The sequence below is a fragment of the Methylobacillus arboreus genome (assembly GCF_020532725.1).
Lineage (GTDB): Bacteria > Pseudomonadota > Gammaproteobacteria > Burkholderiales > Methylophilaceae > Methylobacillus > Methylobacillus arboreus.
On record NZ_JAJAVC010000006.1, the window covers coordinates 85,664 to 103,660 of the forward strand.

The following is a 17,997-nucleotide window of genomic DNA, read 5'->3' on the forward strand; positions in this document are numbered from 1 at the left end:
TTGGAGACTTTCAGGGTTGGTTGCCGACACATATATTTCTCAATAGACAATAGTGAGTGCATGAACCCCTCCACTAAGCGGCACTTGTATCACGCCATCGGTCAACGCCAGGCTGGAACCATTCAATGTTGCACCAGGGATACCGGCGCCAGTGCCGGACCGGTTTTCGACACGGATACTGTATTGCGTGCCCTGCACATTTACCTCGGCTTCAAACATTCCCCATTCGGCAGGGATGCAGGGCGTCACCAGCAACATGCTGCCTGCTCGTCTTATGCCTAAAATCCCTTCTATCCCGGCCCTGTACATCCATCCCGCAGAGCCTGTGTACCAGGTCCAGCCGCCGCGTCCAACATGGGGTGCCACTGAATATACGTCAGCCGCGATTACGTAGGGTTCCACCTTGTAGCGCTCGACTTCTGCCAGGCTGCGCGCATGGTTGATCGGGTTGAGCAACGCGAAGAGCTCGGCCGCTTTAGTGCCCTCACCCAGTTTGGCGAAGGCAAGAATCGTCCACATCGCGGCATGGCTGTACTGGCCGCCATTTTCCCGCAAGCCGGGGGGATAGCCCTTGATGTAGCCTGGATCATGATGCGTCTGGTCAAAAGGCGGTGCAAACAACAAGGCCAGCCCGTCGCTCTTCCGGATCAGGTGTTGCTCCAGCGATGCCATGGCCACTGCGGCACGTCCGGGATCAGCCGCGCCTGACAGCACCGCCCATGATTGCGCAATCGAGTCAATCTGGCACTCCCTGCTCTCGCTCGACCCCAGCCATGCCCCATCATCAAACGTGGCGCGGCGATACCACTTGCCATCCCAGGCTTTCCGTTCAATCGCCTGCCTGACGGATTCGGCATGCGCCTGCCAGCGTTTGGCGCGTTCCTTATCAAGCGGTGTTTGACGTGCCAATGCAATGGGCGCAAATAACGCGATGGTGCGTATCAATAACCAGCCAAGCCAGACGCTCTCCCCGCGACCGGCTTCGCCCACCCGGTTCATGCCGTCGTTCCAGTCGCCGGTGCCCATCAGCGGCAAGCCATGCTCCCCTGTCAGCAGCATGCTGTGCTCCAGGCCTCTCACGCAGTGCTCATAGAGAGAGGCGCTCTCATCCGCGAGCATCGGCTGGAAAAAGCTGTCGTGCTCGCCCTCATGCAAGGCAGGGCCTTCGAGGAAGGGCACATTTTCGTCCAGCACGGCGGTATCCCCGGCACAGGTAACATAGTGCGCGGCGGCATAGGCAAGCCAGACACAGTCGTCGGAGATACGGGTGCGCACCCCTTGCCCGGATTGAGGCTGCCACCAGTGCTGCATATCACCCTTGGCAAATTGCCGTCCGGCAGCGCGTAACAAATGCGTACGGCTGGTTTCCGGCGAGGCAAATACCAACGCCATGCAGTCCTGCAGTTGATCGCGGAAGCCATAAGCGCCGCTGGCTTGATAAAACGCCGATCTCGCCCGGATACGGCAAGCCATGGTTTGATAGAGCAGCCAGCCATTGAGCATGATGTCCATCGCACGATCTGGTGTTTTCACCTGGATGCTGCCCAGCAATCCCTGCCAGTAATCGCTGACCTGGTTGAATACGGTATCCAGGTCCAGTTCACGATATCGCTTTATGAGGGCCCTGCTGCCTTCTAGAGAAGCGCATTGGCCGATCAGGGACACGATCTCAATTGATTCGCCCGCCTCCAGATGCACCGTGCGTTGCAGTGCTGCACAAGGATCCATCCCTGCGCCGGCCTTGCCGGACAACGACAGGCTGCCAATCAGGGCTTCAGGCGCGGAAAGGTCGCCACAGCGTCCGATAAACTCCGTGCGGTCAGCCGTCCAAAGCGTTTGCTTGCCGGCAAGGTCGGCAAACGCAATACGGTTGGCGTAAGAAAGGCTCCAGGGATTTTTCGCCAGCATGGCCCCCGTGACGGCATCAAGCTCGGTCATGACAAAGGGAGCAGAGGCGCCGCGGGAGGTGCCTAGCACCCATTCCGTGTACGCGGTCACCGACAAGCTGCGAGCGCGCCCGGAAAGATTGCGGATCACCAGGCGCGAAATCTTGACCGGGTCATCCAGCGGCACATATTGCAGCAATGTCAGTTCAAGCTCATTCGCGCTATGTTCAAACTGGCTGTAGCCATAGCCGTGCCGCGCAATATAGGTGCCCTCGTCGCGCAGGGGCTGCGCGGTTGGGCTGCATAGCTCGCCGGTGGCGTCATCGCGCACATAGAACACTTCCCCGGCAGGATCCATGACGGCATCATTCGACCATGAGGTGAGCTGGTTCTCCCGGCTGTTGTCGGCCCAGGTATAGCCGCTGCCTGAAGCCGACACCTGGAAACCGAAATAGGGGTTTGCAACGACGTTGATCCAGGGAGCCGGGGTTGCCACACCGGCGTTTAAAACAGTGACATATTCCCTGCCGTCCTTGGCGAAGCCGCCCAGGCCATTGAAAAACTCAAGATCGGGAGCGGCGGCCAAGTGTGGCGGCGATATTTTTCCAGTATTGCCCGCTCTGGCCACCGGTGTTGTGACTGCTAATTGCGCCAGGCGCGCCAACTGCTCGGCAATCAAGCCATGCCGGGCGAGGAAGGCAACCCGCGCCACCGCATGCAGCAAGGCCCGGGATTCGGTGCTCATCAAATCGGCCCGCAATGTATACACAATGCCCTTTGCCAGGTCCTCGCCCGCCCGCCGCCTTGCCTGGCAAGTACGCACGGCGGTTTCTATGGCGATTTGCAGATCCTGAACGTAGGAGGATGCGCGCTCATTGATGATCACCAGGTCGACAAACAACTGCTTCATACGCCAATACTGGTGGGCACGCAGCAACTCGTGCACCTGGGGCATATCTTCGACTTCATCGATACGCAACACGACGATAGGCAGATCGCCGGAAATGGATTGCGACCACAACCCCGACTGGGAGCCTGCGCCGCGAACAATCGCGTCGGCATGCGACCTGAAACGCTGGTCCGCATACAGAACAGGAGCTGCCAGCCGCTGGAAATCCGCAGCCTCTTCCGGTGCCACGTCAAGATACCTCAGTTGCACCTGCGCCTGGGTCCAGGCCAGCGTCCGCGCACGATCAAATGCGCTGCGGTCATGGTGCTTGTCTATGATGTCGAGCAGCGCTTCCCGCGAGGAGGCGACCACGGTCCAGTAGGCCACCCGCGCCACTTTCCCCGGGGCGAGCATCAGGCGGCTTCGCAGCGAGAATATGGGGTCCAGCACCGTACCCACGGTATTGGAGAGGTTTTCTCCATCGACGATCACAGCCGCTGATTTCAGCGTGTTTTCACGCCCGATGAAGCGCGACCTGTCTGACTCATATTGCGGTTGCGCTGTCGTTTCGCCCTCAACCACGGCAAAGTGCCCAGCCCATACCTGGGGTTCGTTGGCTGAACGCAAACGGCGCGTGGCCAGCAGCGCGCCAAATTCGGCCAGGTACTCGGTGACGACAAACATCTTGGCAAACGCGGGGTGGGCCTTGTCGCTCGCCGGCGTGGTCAACACCAACTCCGCATACGAAGTCAGTTCCAGCTCATACGGACGACGGCTGTTATTGGTGAGTGAAACCCGGCGCACCTCCGCATCATCCTCTCCGGACACGACCACATCCATATGCGTGATCAGATTGTTGCCATGCTGGATGAATTCCGCGTGATCCTCGCTGAAAACGATGTCGCTGGTTTTCGGTCGCTGATGCGCGGTTGTATGGATATCCTGCCCAGCCGCTGTCCATATATCCCCGCTGCCGATATCTTTGATAAAGATGAAATAGCCGTCATTTTCACGCGTCGCATCTTCATTCCATCGCGTTACAGCGATATCGTGCCAACGGCTATAGCCCGCGCCTGTGGCGGTGAGCATGACGGAGTAGGCGCCATTGGAAAGCAGGTGGGTAATCGGATGTTCCGAGGGCTTGGCAGTCAACCGGCGCACAATGGGGATGCTGTCCCTGGCCTCCGCAGCCGCAGCATTCACCTCCTCTGCGCGCGGACGGGAAATCGCAATATCCCTGGGCATGCGCTCCTGCAGCAAAAGCTCGCAACCCTGAATCATCGGTTCACGATGAAACCGGTTCCGCATCTCGCCATCATGCAGGCTATTGGCAATCGCAACGATGGTCATGCCCTGATGGTGCGCCATATAGTTGTGCACGATGGCAACCTTTTGATCCTCGCGCAGCCTGGACCGGGTGAAATCCAGCGCCTCGTAAAAACCATAGCGCCCCGCCGCGCCTATGCTGGCAAGGTAAGCAAAGTTTGCCTGCGCACCCTTGGGATCCACCATGGCGGCCAGACCGGTAGCATAAGGGGCAATCACCAGGTTTTCAGACAGCCCGCGCTTCAGGCCCAGGCCGGGCACGCCAAAGTTGGAATATTGGTAAGTGAACTCGATGTCACGGGCGTTATACGCGGATTCGGAGACTCCCCAAGGGATCCCCAGCGACCGGCCATAATCCTGTTGCCTGGCGACAATCAGCTTGTTGGTCTGTTCCAGCAAACTGCCTACCGGTGCCCGCATGACCAATGATGGCATCAGGTACTCGAACATGGAGCCCGACCACGAGATCAGCGCCGATCCATTGCCGAGAGGCGTCGCGGTGCGGCCAAGACGGAACCAGTGCTTGGTGGAGACATCTCCCTTGGCAATGGCGAACAGGCTTGCCAGGCGGGCCTCGGACGCCAGCAGGTCATAGCAACTCTGGTCCAGGCTGTTATCGACCAGGCTATACCCTATGGACAACAGCTTGCGCTCCGGTTCGATCAGGAAGGCAAAATCCATCGCCACTGCCATTTCACGCGCAGCGGTGGCAATGGCCCGCAGCCTGTCATTGATAGCGCCGGGGGATTCTTGAATCAGCAGCTGATCATGGTAGTGCGCTGCCACTGACTGCGCCAGGGCATCGACCCAGAAGATCACATCGGGCGGATTATCATAATCACCGACAGGAATCACCCCGCGAATGACCACCGCCACCTTGTCAGTCAAACGCTTCAATGCCGGCAGCATGCTCATCAGTTGAGCATCGTCCAAATGGACAGCGATTTCCTCAAGCCGGGACAAAAGCAGCTTTCCCGTTTCATCATTGGCAATCGGAGAGACAATGAGTGCTTCCCGTGCCAGCGTCAAATGGTCCAGCATGCCGGACCTGGCATGGGCGACTTTGGATGTATCTGTCCACTCCTCGCAGGCATTGGCCAGCGCAATCAGGTGGCCGGCGAGGTTGCCGCTATCGACAGACGAGACATAAGGCGGCTCAAGCACCCTGAGGTCGAGCGTGCCGTACCAATTGAACAAATGGCCCCTGTGCTTCGGCAATTGGCGCATCACGGCCAGCGTCGCTTCCAGGCGCTCTATCGCTTCCATGGTGCCGGACCAGCCGAAATCCCTTGCCGCAACGGTGGAGAGAAGATAAAGGCCGATATTGGTGGGCGAAGTCCTGTGTGCAATCGCCGGGGCAGGCTCTTCCTGAAAATTGTCAGGAGGCAGCATATTGTCCAACGGCGTGACAAACCGCTCGAAGAAACGCCAGGTACGGCGTGCCGTCAGCCTTAACGCCTCCGCGGTTGCCTCGGGGATATCCTCGGTATTCTCAGGAGACGGGGGATAGCTCGCGCAAAAAGCCAGCAATGGCGCCATGGCCCACAGCATGGCAAATGGCAATACCAACGGCCATGAAGCGGGTGAGAATGCCAGCGTGCCGGCGCAGAGTATTATCGCAAATGCCGTACTGCCCGCCATTTCACGGTAAAAGCCACCCAGGGTTAAGCGGGGGTTGCTTTTGGACTGGGCTGCGGTGGTCCACTCCAGCAAATACTTGCGGGTAATGAACAACCTCCCCAGCGTTCGGATAATAGCGTCGCCCATCCTCCAGGCTTGGTCCACCAGCAATGCAATGGACAGAAAATGATAGGACGCCGCTTGCCCCAGGTCATTACCCAGGTTGCTGACATGCTTGCGCAGGTGAATGTCCCGGCGGCGCGGCAACACGGATAACAGGATAGGCAGGTAACTCGGCAGCACATATAGCATCAAGACAATGGCAATCGCCTTTATACCCAGGGCGAAAGGCAGCCACCAGCATAAAACCAAGACAGCCAGGAAACTCGGGGCCACCAATGAGCGCCGCAGGTTGTCCAGCATTTTCCAGCGGCCGATGATCGGCACCGCGCCCGCATGCGCCAAACCTGATATCCACGGCAATAATTGCCAGTCCCCCCTGGTCCAGCGGTGCTGGCGCTTTGAGGCCACGTCATAGCGGCTGGGCGATTCCTCGACAACCTCGATATCCGAGGCCAGGCCGGCACGGGCAAATATTCCCTCGAACAGGTCATGGCTCAGCATGGCGTTCTCCGGCACGCGACCGGCCAAAGCCGCCTCGAACGCATCGATATCGTAAATGCCCTTGCCGGTATAAGAGCCTTCGCCGAACATATCCTGATAGATATCGGAACTGGCGGCCGCATAAGGGTCCATGCCGCCAGGCGCTGAAAATACGCGCTGGTAAAACGAGCCTTCATGATCCAACGGCAATGATGGCGTGACGCGCGGCTGGAGGATGGCGTAGCCCCTGACAACGCGTTGCTCCATCTCGCTGAAGATGGCCTGGTTAAGCGGATGCGCCATCTTGCCCACCAGCTTGCCTACCGTGTCGCGCGGCAACCGGGTGTCAGCATCCAGCGTGATGACATAGCGCGCGCCTTGAGGCACCTGGGGCCAATCGCCATCCGTCGTGACGAATGTTGTATCAGTAGCGCCGCGCAACAAGCGGTTCAACTCATGCAGCTTGCCCCGCTTACGCTCCCAGCCCATCCATTTGCCTTCGGCGCCATTGAATACCCTGCGGCGATGCAGGAATAAAAAACGCGGCGTATCCTGGATGATCCCGCCATCCCCTTCATACTTCTGGTTCAGCTTTTCGATGGATATCCTGGCCTGTGCCAGTAAGGCGCTATCCGAGATCAAATCCTCCTGATCCGCATCGATACCGTCAGACAGCAAGGCAAAATAAATATCGCCGCCAAGCCCGGATAGGTAATGCACTTCCAGCCGCTCTATATGCTTGAACAGCTCGGCTTCATCGGTGAGCAGGATGGGAACCGCAACTACAGTGCGCAGCGAGGAGGGAATCCCCAACTTCAATTCCAGCCCCGGTAAAGACATGGCGGAGACACTCCACACAACAAAGCGGTTGACCAGGCTGGTCGCGGCTTCACTTGCAGGGATAAACCCGACCAATGCAATGGCCAGGAATATCTCAGGCTCCAGATCGAGCCAATGCAATGCCAGCAGCAATAATGCAATGGTGGCCAATGCAATCGCGCTGATATAACCGCCAATCCCCATGCGCAGATTAAACCGGCTAATCCGCAACCTGGTGGATGGACGGAAGCGAATGGCTTTTTCAAGCGTGCCCCTGCCTTCCGCAATCAGGTAATAGCCAGGCTCGCCAGTCCGCGCCGCATCGGCTGCTTCCCCGTCCAATCGCGCCTGCTCGCATAACTGCAGCGTCGTCTCTGCAATCTCGAGTTCTGAACAGGATGAGCCACGTGCCAATTGCTCAATCGCACTTCTGTACAGATTGCGGGTGGGGAAATCCATGACGGAAAAACCGCTTCCATGGTTCAAGCGGGCATCCACCAGGCTCACGCTTTCAAATAATGCTGCCCAGTCGATATCGGAAATCAGCCGCATGCTGGTGATCACATTGCGCACGCTGACATTGGAAGCACCTTCGCGCTGCTGAGTTTTTTGCACCAGGTCATCGACCGAAAGCCCCTGCCTCATGGCCAACTCTTCCAACCAGGCCATAGCAGGCATGGTGCGAGGATCCTGGTCGCGCAAGCGCTTGGACAAGTGGACAATGAACGTATCAGATAAGGGCTCCGCAGAACGCGAGGCAATATCCCTGTCCAGTTCTATTCGCGTCCGGCCGGGCTGCAGCAAGGTCTCTGCCAGGTCTTCGGCGTCAGCGCGCGCGGTTCGTCCCGCATCTATCTGGTCTGCAAGCCGGCGTAGGTTTTCAACCAGCACAATGCGCAAGGTAATCGCCACTGCCCATAGCTCGCCAATCGTGAGCGGCTGTATGCGTTGATAGGCATGAATGAATCGGCGCAAAATCTCAGGATCAAAATGACTGTCAGTATGCGCAACGAAAGCCCATGCCAGCCCCAGCACCCTGGGATAGCCCGCGAACGGGCCGCCGGAAAGCTTAGGCAATTGACGGTAGTACCCAGGAGGCAAATCATCGCGAATTTCGCGGATCTGGGTTTCGACGATGTGGTAATTATCCAGCAGCCATTCGGCCGCATGCACCACGTTATGGCCACTCTCCAGCTCGGCCGCAATTGTATGATAGGCGTCAAGCAACACTTCAGCATTGCTATTCAAGCGCTTTTGCAAGGACACTACAGTGACAGGTGTAGCAGTGACAGCCTGGGCAACCGCTAAACTTTCAGCATGTTGCTCCAGCCGTTCGATACCGAAAAGTTCTTCTCGAATCGGGGTGTGGTCACTCCAGGGAGACGCTTTGCAACGACTCTCCATGACATAACGGAGTATGGAATTCATAACGCCTTTATAGGCTGAAACAGCTTGAATTGAGGCTTGACGCTTGAGCGATGTAGAGTTGATCACCATGATCAAACGACCAAGCCGGAAATTCAGTCTAGGCTTATTCTATGCTTACTGCCACGTATTTACGCAAATACCTCAGGAAATGCTCGTCATAAGCACACCCCCTCCCTGAGGCACTACTTATATCTTATTTTTGTTTGACTTCAGTGCCGCCTTTTTCAGGGTCAGCTTCGAAACGCTCGCCTTTAGGCTGTGCATTGCGTGGCGTGGTTCCTTCATGCTTACCCTTTTTGTCAGTTGCGCCTTGATCCTGGGTTTCCAGGTAATCACCACTTGAAGTCGTATCAGGCACGGCTTTTTTCTGCTTATGGGCCGGAGGCTCATCAACGGCTGGCGCAGCATAAACACTGGAAGTTGCCGCTATCAAAAGGGCTGACAGGATCGCACCATATAGTTTCATCATCACGTTCTCCTTTGTGAGCATGAGCTCATTATTAGTAAGAAACTTCATGCTAGAGGATTTTTTCATGGTGCCATGTAGGCTAGATATTGATCTCGCTGTCAGTACACGCTGCGATTATTGTAGGAAATGGTTTCAATGATGTTGCAGAAATAGGCTTGAAATCATGAGGATTCCAAATCGATATTTGTTGATTTAGCGCATGGACAAGAACAACCATTGGGTAATCCATATAAACAAGGCGTTACAATGCGTTATCCGCTTTAGCTGTTGCGAACCCAATATGCGTGTGACCAGGTTTATGGAGTTACTGTTTCCACAGTCATGCCTGCTTTGTTCAAGCTGGCAGGCAGGTTCTCTTGGCATTTGCGGCAACTGCCTGCATGACATGCCCTGGCACCTTTCCAATACCTGCCCCCAATGCGCGCTGCCCAGTCCAGGCGGCCATCTATGCGGCCATTGCATCCAGGCACCACCGGCTTTTGACACCACTCGCAGCCTGTTTCAATACCAATTCCCGCTATCTGCGCTCTTGCAGCAATATAAATACAGACAGTTGCTTACGCTTGCCCACTCCCTGGGGAATCTGCTTGCCGAACATGTACGACAACAGTCATTTGCAGACTGCATCATTCCCATGCCATTGCACAAACAGCGCTTGCAGCAACGCGGTTTCAATCAGTCCGTGGAAATTGCCAAGGTCGTCAGCAAACAGCTGCATATCCCGCTGAACCTGCAAGCCTGCGCACGCATCAAGCCCACGCCACCGCAAGCCAGCCTGCCCTACAAGCAACGCATCAAGAACATGCATGGCGCGTTTGATTGCAACACTTCGCTGCAAGGTATGAAAGTTGTGCTGCTGGATGACGTCATGACCACGGGAGCCAGCCTCAACGCGCTGGCAAAAACAGTGAAGGCTGCCGGCGCCAGCCATGTAGAATGCTGGGTGATTGCCCGCACCCTTTCCCAGTAACTTATTTAGCATCCCATGTTTGAAATCGTTTTATACCAGCCAGAGATTCCACCGAACACCGGCAACATCATCCGCCTTTGCGCCAACAGCGGCACCCGCCTGCACCTCGTCAAACCGCTGGGGTTCAGCCTGGAGGACAAGCAGCTCAAACGCGCAGGGCTGGATTACCATGAATATGCCAGCCTGCTCGTGCATGAGGATTGGGAAGCCTGCAAACAGGCATTGGCTGGCCGCAGGATGTTTGCACTCACGACCAAAGGCAGCACCCGTCACAGCAGCATCCGGTTCTTGCCGGGAGATGTATTCGTGTTTGGTCCGGAAACACGTGGCCTACCGGAGGAAATCCGCGCCGAGTTCAGCCCGGAACATAGAGTCAGGCTTCCGATGATGCCGGAAAGCCGCAGCCTTAACCTCTCAAATTCGGCGGCCATTCTGCTCTACGAAGCCTGGCGCCAGCATGACTTCTCCGGCGCAGCCTAGGCAATAAAAAAGCACCGCAAAACGGTGCTTTTTTCTGAAGATCGCCGGGTACTTACACAGACTCCGACTTCTGCTCGCGATTGAGCAGGTTTTCCATCGCCTGCCGCGGAGAGCGTCCGTGCGATAGCACCTGATCGACTTCCTGTGTAATCGGCATGTCAACGCCGAGCAGGCTGGCCCGCTTGACCACCTCGCGCGCAGTATGCACGCCTTCCGCCACGTGCCCTAAGGTCTTGAGGATTTCCTGCAAGGTCTGGCCATTGGCCAGCCGCAGGCCCACTTCACGGTTGCGGGAATACTGCCCGGTACAGGTCAGGATGAGATCGCCCGCGCCGGTCAATCCCATGAAGGTTTCCTTGGCACCGCCAAGCGCCACGCCCAGGCGCGTCATTTCGGCAATACCGCGCGTAATGAGCGCTGCACGCGCATTGTTGCCGCACTGCATGCCATCGCTGATGCCTGCTGCAATTGCCAGCACATTCTTGAGCGCCCCGCCGACAGAGACACCAGTCACATCCGTGCTGGTATAAACGCGGAAATTGCCGCCATGCAGGATAGCACCTGCGCGGGCTGCAAAGTCTGCATCATTGGCAGCCAGTGTCACTGCTGTAGGCAAGCCCCGCACCAGCTCCGCGGCAAAGCTCGGGCCAGACAATACGCCCCAGTGGCGGCTGTCGCCCAGTTCATCCTGCGCAACTTCATGCGGCAGTTTGGCAGTGGCAGCTTCAAGCCCCTTGGAGGCCCAAATCACCGGAGCATCGCAGCCCAGGCGCTTGATTTCCTTGAGCGCATTGCGGAAGCCATTGGTCGGCACGACGGAGACAATAAGGTCTGTGCCGTCCAGCGCACGGGCCAGGTCGCCCTCTACGGTAAGCTGGTCGCCGAAGGCAAAGTCGCCGAGATATTGCAGGTTGGCGCGCGTCACCTGCATATCCATGATATGCGCCTGATTACGCGTCCAGAGAGACACTTGGTGCTGACGGCTGATTTGCAGGGCTAGCGCCGTACCCCAGGCCCCGGCACCTAAAATAGAGATTTTCATAAAGAACTACTTAACAAGCCGCATCGAAAGCCCCAAGGCATCAAAATCCCCAAAGAGATGAAGCCAGCACATAACCGACCAGGCCGTCACGATGCTTGACCTTGACCCAGCCATTGGCTGGTGGCTCAAGCATATCAAGCACAACGTCCTTGTCCAGCCTGCCTAACAAGGCTGAAGCTGCATCGGCACCCTGCCGCAAATCAGCCTGTCCACCCTTGATCAGCACGGTGCGCTTGGTCGCAAGCTGCTTGGCTTCAACCCAGTTAAGACCACCCTGTGCATCCCGCACCTTGAGCCATTGCCCCAGATCGACGATCACCTCGACCGGGTAACCCTGGCCGAGAATGAACGTCTTCTTCCCCTGTGCAGAAGGCGCGTCATATAACACCGCCTTGGGCACGGAGATGGAACGGAACTCCACTGCCGATGCCATCATAGGCATCAGCAATGTCAGTACAGCGACAAAAAGGCGCTTAGTGGGTTGTTGCACCATTCGTCTTGGCCTGTTCTTGTTTCTGCTGTGCATAAAGCGCTTCGAAATTGACAGGGTTGAGCAATACGGGCGGGAAGCCTGCACGCGTCACGACATCAGAGATGGTTTCGCGCGCGTACGGGAAAATGATGTTGGGGCAAGTCACACCGAGGATGATTTCGATATTTTCCTGCGGCACGTTGCGGATCTGGAAAATACCAGCCTGGGCCACTTCCACCAGGAACACGGTTTTTTCACCGAACTTGGAAGTGACGGTAACCGTCACCACGACTTCATAAATACCGTCTTCCAGTTGCGCGGTTGCATTACTTAACTCAATGGAAACCTGAGGTGTTTCACGCTGAGTGAAAATCTGTGGCGCATTCGGAATTTCCAGCGAGAGGTCTTTTACGTAAACCTTCTCGATACCAAATGCCGGTTGCTGCTCTTGTGCTGCTGCCTGTTCTTCTGCCATTTCTCTTCCCTTGACTCCGGGTTGCGCAGTGCGCGTCCCTCATTAATAAAAATAATAAAAAGCGTTTCAAATTCAAGCTTGCTATTCTATCCGCTTCAGCCTAGGTTTTGTACTACAAAACCATGACACTACTTGGCTAGCAAGGGGTCAAGCTTGCCAGCCCTATCGAGCGCACGCAGTTCGTCAAACCCGCCCACGTGCAGATCGTCGATATAAATTTGCGGAACAGTACGCCTGCCGGTCTGTTCCATCATTTTCACCCTGAGCTCAGGCTCAAGGTCAACACGCACCTTGCTGATCTGCTGCACGCCCTTGCTCAACAGCAGGCGCTCGGCATTGATGCAGTAAGGACAAGTGCCGGTGGTATACATCAGGATGCTCGCCATGGTCTAGCCTTTCACCAGGGGCAGCTTGGCATCCTGCCAGGCCTTCACGCCGCCCTGCAGCTGCTGCACCTGCTTGAATTCATGCTTGGCAAGCAAGGAAACGGCCTTGCCTGCACGCGCACCGCTTTCGCAGTAAACCAGCATGGGCTTGTCCTTGAACCGGGTCAGTTCCTTGAGGCGGTCTGGCAACTGTGCCAGTGGAATATGCTTGGCATCGGCAATATGCCCGGCCGCAAACTCGGCATCATCCCGCACATCAAGTACGACGGCATGTGACCGGTTGATCAGCAACACGGCGTCACTGGCATTCACACTAGTCCCTGCACCACGCTTGATCGCCGGCAACAACAGCATGATGCCGGAACCAATCGCCAGCCCGATCCACAATGCATTCTTTACAAAAAAATCCACACTCACCCCAAGATAACGTCCAAAAACATTATTGTACTCAAATTCCACAATCCGGCTGCGAGCCATTTCACGCTAGATGAAGCCAATCTGGCAAAATTCAAGACCAGAATGCAAAAAACTGAACAAAAACCATTTTCGCCTTGATTGAACCACGATTGGGCATGCGCTATTGACAAAAACTCTCTAAAATACAGGGCTATTTCTTGAATCTATCGGAATCCCAACCGCAATGAATGCAACACCTGCCCTGCTCGTTATTCTTGATGGCTTCGGTTACCGCGAAGATAGCCGCGACAATGCCATTGCCCTAGCCAACACGCCCAACCTTGATCGCATGTGGCAGCAATATCCGCACACCCTGATCAATGCATCCGAAACCTTTGTCGGGCTGCCCACCGGCCAGATGGGTAACTCCGAAGTCGGCCACCTGAATATCGGTGCCGGGCGGGTAGTGTTCCAGGATTTCGAGCGCATCAACCGCTCCATCACCTCCGGCGAGTTCTTCACCAATCCCGTCCTGGTTGAGGCTGTCAACAAAGCCAAGGCTCACGGCAAGGCGGTTCACATTCTCGGGCTGGTCTCTGATGGCGGCGTGCACAGTCATCAGTACCACATCCATGCGACGATCGAAATGGCAGTGAAAGCCGGCGTGGAGAAGGTTTACGTCCACGCTTTCCTGGACGGGCGCGACACGCCGCCCATCAGCGCCAAGCCTTACCTGGAAAAACTCGAAGACGCGTGTGTCCGTGCCAGGGGCGGCAAGATCGCCTCCATCTGCGGCCGCTTCTACGCCATGGATAGAGACAAACGCTGGCCCCGCGTGGAGGCTGCCTATAACCTCATTACCGATGGCGAAGGCGAATTCACGGCCAGCAGTGCGTTGGCAGGCCTGGAAGCTGCCTATGCGCGCGAGGAAAAGGACGAGTTCGTCAAGGCGACGGCTATCGTGGCGCCTGGCAGCACGCCTATAAAAATGGAAGATGGCGATGTGGTCATCTTCGTCAATTTCCGCTCCGACCGGGCGCGCCAGCTCACTCACGCGCTACTTGATCCCGATTTTGAAGGCTTCAACCGCCGCCGCCAGCCCAAGCTGGCAGGCTTTTATACCCTTACCCTGTATGACAAGGCGGAAACACGTGCCAAGCCGATTTTCGCGCCAGTGGAAATCCGCAACACGTTTGGCGAATATGTTGCCCAGCACGGACTCAACCAGTTGCGCATCGCCGAGACGGAAAAATATCCGCACGTCACCTTCTTCTTCAACGGTGGCGAAGAACAGGTGTTTACTGGTGAAGACCGTATCCTGGTTCCTTCACCCAAGGTCGCCACTTACGACCTGCAGCCGGAAATGAGCGCATTCGAGCTCACGGACAAGCTCGAAGCCGCCATCTTGAGCAAGAAGTACGATGCCATCATTTGCAACTACGCCAATTGCGACATGGTCGGCCACTCCGGCGATCTCAATGCCTCGATCAAGGCGGTGGAAACCATAGACACCTGCATTGCCCGCATCGTCAAGGCCATGGAAAGCATAGACGGACAAATGATCGTGACCGCAGACCATGGCAACGTGGAAATGATGCGCGATTATGCAAACAACCAGCCGCATACGCAGCACACCACCAACCAGGTGCCGCTGTTCTTTATCGGCAAGCCTGCCACACTCGCAGCGCCTGGCACTGGCTCGCTCTGCGACCTTGCACCATCCCTGCTTGCCATGATGGGACTGAAGCAGCCACCTGAAATGACCGGCAAATCCCTGGTCACATTCCAAGCGGAATAGGGCATGCATATACGCTGGCTCAGCATGCTGCTTGCAAGCAGTCTCAGCGCCGTGCCAGCGGCATGGGCCGCCAAGAACGACACGGAAAAACCCAAGGCCGCATTGGATGAAATCCACCAGCGCCTGGAATCGCTGAAAAAAGAGCTTGATAGCTCCAGGGAGGCCCATGCGGAGGCCGCCGATGCACTGAAAAAAAGCGAAAAGGCCATCAGCGAAGCCAACCGCAAGCTTTACGAGCTCAAGCAGCAACAGCAGGAAAGCAACAGCACACTGCAATCCCTGCAGCAGCAGAAAGCAACCCATGAAGCCGAACTCAAACAACAGCAATCCCTACTGAAGCAACAGTTTTACCAGCAATACCTGCACGGCAAGCCGAACCAGGCGCAAGTGCTGTTGCAGCAGCAGGACCCCAACGCCGCCACCCGGCAGCTGCACTACTTCGGTTATGTTTCACAGGCCCGCAAGGAGCTGATGGACGCCGCATCCGCCAATATCGCCAAGGTCGAGGCCCTGGATGCCGAAACCAGCAAGACCCTGGAACAGCTGGATGCCCTCAAGGATCAGCAGGAAAAAGAGCGGGCCGAACTACAGCAGCAGAAAAGCCAGCGCGATAAGCTGGTCAAGCAGCTTTCCAGCAAAATCAGCGCCCAGCGCAATGAGATCGACAAACTGAAACGCGATGAGCAACGGCTGACCCAGCTAATGGAAAAGCTCGCCAAGGCCGCGCGTGAACAAGCGGCGCGCGACAAGGCAGCCCGGGAAAAGGCACAACGCGAAGCGGCCCGCGACAAGACCAAGCAAGCAACACCGAGCCAGAAAAGCCCAAGCGGCAAGATCGTCGGGCGCAATGAAACATTGCCCAGCAATGCATTTGACGGCAGCAACTTTGCCTCGCTCAAAGGCAAGCTCAACCTGCCGGTGCGCGGCGAAGTCACCAACCGCTTCGGCAGCAGCCGTGCGGATACCGGCATCTCATGGAAAGGCCTCTTCATCCGCGCCAGCGAAGGCAGCGAAGTCAAGGCCGTGGCCAGCGGCCAGGTGGTATTCGCAGACTGGCTGCGCGGCTTCGGCAACCTCATCATCATCGACCACGGCGCCGGCTATATGAGCCTGTACGGCAACAACCAGGCCGTATTGAAACAGGTCGGGGACAACGTCAAGGGCGGGGATACCGTCGCTGCTGTCGGCAACAGCGGCGGCAATGAACAGCATGGCGTTTACTTTGAACTACGCCACCAGAGCAAACCTTTCGATCCGCTGAGTTGGAGCGTCGTAAAATAACAGCGAATCAATATCGGGAATAAAACTCGTCACTCCCCGATCAAGTGCAGCAGCACCTTGCGCGTATGCGACATACGCCGGTGCTCATAAAGAAATATGCCTTGCCAGGTGCCCAAAGCCACCTTGCCGTCCAGCACCGGGATGGAAATGCTGGTCTGCGTCAGCGCGGAGCGCACATGGGCAGGCATGTCATCCGGCCCTTCTGCTGTATGGATGAACAGGGGATCCCCATCGGGCACTAGGCGCGAGAAAAAACTTTCCATATCCACCAGCACGTCTGAATCATAGTTTTCGTTGATGAGAATACTGGCGGAAGTATGCTGGATATAAAGCGTCAACAATCCTTCTCTCACTCCAGACGCTCTTACCCAGCCCGTCACAGCAGGAGTAATGTCATACAAGCGCCTGTCATTCGTCTGTTGAACAATCTGGTGATGTTGCTGCTGCATGCGATTACTCCTCATCACGATTAGTCAGGGCAGAATTCAATCATAAAACCGCACCCGACTTAAAAAACCTGCATGGAAGATACATGCTTGAAATTAGCCCAAACGGACTAATGCCGGCCTATATCATTATATTGATATTGCATGCCATAATCCTCGAACCTACAACCCCCGGGGAGATTTCAAATGAAAATCAGTAGCTTAAGCTTCATTGTCGCCATGCTGTTATCGACAGGGCCTGCCATGGCGGCTTCCACCACTATTATTTCAAACCAAGTCGATATCACCTATGACCGCGACGCCTTCCTGCTTGAGGTCGAGTCGCCATATTTCGGCTGGGAAACATTGGATAACAGTATTGCTTCGGTATCCGGCATTGCCAATGGCGTCGAGATCAGCTTCAATGGTTATTTGTATGCCAGTGCGGACGGTAGCCGCAACTGGGGTTACGAAATCTATAACGGCAACTTTTCCCTCCCATTGTCCTTTACCGCGCACTCCGGCCAGCTTATCGAAAGTTACTCCATTACCTATTCCGGCACTTATGACGCGTCAAATGGTAGCCTGGGTGCCGCTGGTGTGAGCGTTGGTGGTTCAGGAGCATCATTTTACGGTAATGATGGGTATGGCTCCAGTTTCAGCGCAACAGGCATAATTCCCGGTGCAATTCTCCCCACGATCGCTGGCTCTTTCGAAGCTTGGGCAGATTACACGTGGACTTCTGTTTATATAGGTCAAGAATGGGTAGTCACCGGTGGTTATTATGAGCCAGGACCTTGCGACGAATACGGGATCTGTGAACCTGATCAGTGGATAGAAGAGGGCTATTGGGAAGATGTGTATATGGATCAAGGCGTGATAGGTACTGCGTCGATCAACCTGCAGTCCATCCAGATCGTCGCCAATATCGCCGCTGTCCCTGAAGCCGATACCTACGCGATGCTGCTGGCCGGCCTGGGAATCCTGGGGATGATAGCAAGGCGCCGCAGCACAACCAAAGCTTGACAAGTAATATCATCAGGCCACCCCGGCCTGATGATGGCAGGCAGGCCGCCTACCTGCCTGCTTCTTTCCACCCAATCACCATAAACAAGCCCGCGAATTAAATCCGCTGAATGCGCGCGGAGCGCTGGCCAGAACAAAAAATGCGCAAAAAGAAACTTGCGACCGCCCAGACTCGGGATAGAATGGGCTAAAACAGACTCAGCACC

General features: G+C 56.2%; 13 protein-coding genes. 5 read left to right on the top strand and 8 right to left on the bottom strand.

The features are described 5' to 3' along the window. Window positions 1-39 precede the first annotated feature (39 nt). A complete protein-coding gene (locus LG198_RS06505; RefSeq protein WP_230342371.1) occupies window positions 40-8,571 on the bottom strand; it encodes a GH36-type glycosyl hydrolase domain-containing protein in 8,532 nt (2,843 codons plus the stop codon). A 193-nt stretch (window positions 8,572-8,764) separates the two neighbouring features. Continuing rightward, window positions 8,765-9,106 carry a hypothetical protein gene (locus tag LG198_RS06510; protein WP_230342372.1) on the bottom strand — a complete coding sequence of 114 codons (342 nt, stop codon included), beginning with the start codon at window positions 9,104-9,106 and terminating at the stop codon, window positions 8,765-8,767. Between the two features lie 232 nt (window positions 9,107-9,338). Here LG198_RS06510 and LG198_RS06515 point away from each other — a divergent pair, with 232 nt between their 5' ends. Continuing rightward, window positions 9,339-10,010 carry a ComF family protein gene (locus tag LG198_RS06515; RefSeq protein ID WP_230342373.1) on the top strand — a complete coding sequence of 224 codons (672 nt, stop codon included), beginning with the start codon at window positions 9,339-9,341 and terminating at the stop codon, window positions 10,008-10,010. 15 nt (window positions 10,011-10,025) lie between these two features. Continuing rightward, complete coding sequence (gene trmL / locus LG198_RS06520) at window positions 10,026-10,490, top strand: tRNA (uridine(34)/cytosine(34)/5-carboxymethylaminomethyluridine(34)-2'-O)-methyltransferase TrmL (RefSeq protein WP_230342374.1); 465 nt, start codon at window positions 10,026-10,028, stop codon at window positions 10,488-10,490. Window positions 10,491-10,542: 52 nt separating this feature from the next. Here trmL and LG198_RS06525 read toward each other — a convergent pair whose 3' ends face one another. From LG198_RS06525 to LG198_RS06545, 5 genes are all read right to left on the bottom strand, one after another. Further along, window positions 10,543-11,532: an NAD(P)H-dependent glycerol-3-phosphate dehydrogenase gene (locus tag LG198_RS06525; protein ID WP_230342375.1), complete on the bottom strand. Its 990-nt coding sequence runs from the start codon at window positions 11,530-11,532 to the stop codon at window positions 10,543-10,545. Between the two features lie 40 nt (window positions 11,533-11,572). Beyond that, the gene (locus LG198_RS06530) at window positions 11,573-12,025 is read right to left on the bottom strand and encodes an SH3 domain-containing protein (protein WP_230342376.1); all 453 of its coding nucleotides are present in this window, start codon (window positions 12,023-12,025) and stop codon (window positions 11,573-11,575) included. Beyond that, window positions 12,006-12,479, bottom strand: a complete 474-nt coding sequence (secB, locus tag LG198_RS06535) for a protein-export chaperone SecB (protein ID WP_230342377.1) — start codon at window positions 12,477-12,479, stop codon at window positions 12,006-12,008. The genes LG198_RS06530 and secB overlap by 20 nt, the downstream gene beginning before the upstream one ends. A 128-nt stretch (window positions 12,480-12,607) precedes the next feature. After that, entirely contained in the window at window positions 12,608-12,865 is a 258-nt protein-coding gene (grxC, locus tag LG198_RS06540) for a glutaredoxin 3 (protein ID WP_230342378.1), read from the bottom strand. A gap of 3 nt (window positions 12,866-12,868) precedes the next feature. Continuing rightward, a complete protein-coding gene (locus LG198_RS06545) occupies window positions 12,869-13,276 on the bottom strand; it encodes a rhodanese-like domain-containing protein (RefSeq protein ID WP_230342379.1) in 408 nt (135 codons plus the stop codon). A gap of 229 nt (window positions 13,277-13,505) precedes the next feature. Between LG198_RS06545 and gpmI the strand changes: the two genes are divergently transcribed. Continuing rightward, window positions 13,506-15,059, top strand: a complete 1,554-nt coding sequence (gene gpmI / locus LG198_RS06550; protein WP_230342380.1) for a 2,3-bisphosphoglycerate-independent phosphoglycerate mutase — start codon at window positions 13,506-13,508, stop codon at window positions 15,057-15,059. Window positions 15,060-15,062: 3 nt separating this feature from the next. Continuing rightward, window positions 15,063-16,340 carry a murein hydrolase activator EnvC family protein gene (locus tag LG198_RS06555; protein ID WP_230342381.1) on the top strand — a complete coding sequence of 426 codons (1,278 nt, stop codon included), beginning with the start codon at window positions 15,063-15,065 and terminating at the stop codon, window positions 16,338-16,340. A gap of 29 nt (window positions 16,341-16,369) precedes the next feature. Here LG198_RS06555 and LG198_RS06560 read toward each other — a convergent pair whose 3' ends face one another. After that, the gene (locus LG198_RS06560; protein ID WP_230342382.1) at window positions 16,370-16,789 is read right to left on the bottom strand and encodes a secondary thiamine-phosphate synthase enzyme YjbQ; all 420 of its coding nucleotides are present in this window, start codon (window positions 16,787-16,789) and stop codon (window positions 16,370-16,372) included. 183 nt (window positions 16,790-16,972) lie between these two features. Here LG198_RS06560 and LG198_RS06565 point away from each other — a divergent pair, with 183 nt between their 5' ends. Beyond that, a complete protein-coding gene (locus LG198_RS06565) occupies window positions 16,973-17,791 on the top strand; it encodes a PEP-CTERM sorting domain-containing protein (RefSeq protein ID WP_230342383.1) in 819 nt (272 codons plus the stop codon). Window positions 17,792-17,997: the final 206 nt, after the last annotated feature.